1 protein-coding gene is annotated in these 1119 nt (G+C 53.3%); it reads left to right on the forward strand.

Annotated elements, in window-relative coordinates:
* Window positions 1–205: 205 nt before the first annotated feature.
* Window positions 206–1119: IS5-like element ISKpn26 family transposase (locus tag ABD006_RS17820; protein WP_332222640.1), on the forward strand; the 914-nt coding region annotated here is incomplete at its 3' end.

The raw sequence follows: 1119 nt of genomic DNA on the forward strand, positions 1-1119 counted from the left end.
GTCATGCACCCTTAACACAGCGTTAAACCCTCCCCCGAGAGAAATTAAGTCCATTTTCGGTATAAAAAACATTACGTAAACAAAAAAAAGAACAATGCTTGCCATCTTTCCATTTCCATAGGATTAGTCTGCTTTAGGGAAGGTGCGAACAAGTTCCTGATATGAGATCATCATATTCATCCGGAGCGCATCCCAGAGGGACATCATGAGCCATCAACTCACCTTCGCCGATAGTGAATTCAGCACTAAGCGCCGTCAGACCCGAAAAGAGATTTTCCTCTCCCGCATGGAGCAGATTCTGCCATGGCAGAATATGACCGCTGTCATCGAGCCGTTTTATCCCAAGGCGGGCAATGGCCGACGGCCCTATCCGCTGGAGACCATGCTGCGTATTCACTGCATGCAGCATTGGTACAACCTGAGCGACGGTGCCATGGAAGATGCCCTGTACGAAATCGCCTCCATGCGCCTGTTTGCCCGATTATCCCTGGATAGCGCCCTGCCGGATCGCACCACCATCATGAATTTCCGCCACCTGCTCGAGCAGCATCAACTGGCCCGTCAATTGTTCAAGACCATCAATCGCTGGCTGGCCGAAGCAGGCGTCATGATGACCCAAGGCACTTTGGTGGATGCCACCATCATTGAGGCACCCAGCTCTACCAAGAACAAAGAGCAGCAACGCGATCCGGAGATGCATCAGACCAAGAAAGGCAATCAGTGGCACTTTGGCATGAAGGCCCACATTGGTGTCGATGCCAAGAGTGGCCTGACCCACAGCCTAGTCACCACCGCGGCCAACGAGCATGACCTCAATCAGCTGGGTAATCTGCTTCATGGAGAGGAGCAATTTGTCTCAGCCGATGCCGGCTACCAAGGAGCGCCACAGCGCGAGGAGCTGGCCGAGGTGGATGTGGACTGGCTGATCGCCGAGCGTCCCGGCAAGGTAAAAACCTTGAAGCAGCATCCGCGCAAGAACAAAACGGCCATCAACATCGAATACATGAAAGCCAGCATCCGTGCCAGGGTGGAGCACCCGTTTCGCATCATCAAGCGGCAGTTCGGCTTCGTGAAAGCCAGATACAAAGGGCTGCTGAAAAACGATAACCAACTGGCGAT

The organism is Salinibacillus aidingensis (assembly GCF_039522525.1).
Lineage (GTDB): Bacteria > Bacillota > Bacilli > Bacillales > Alkalibacillaceae > Salinibacillus > Salinibacillus aidingensis.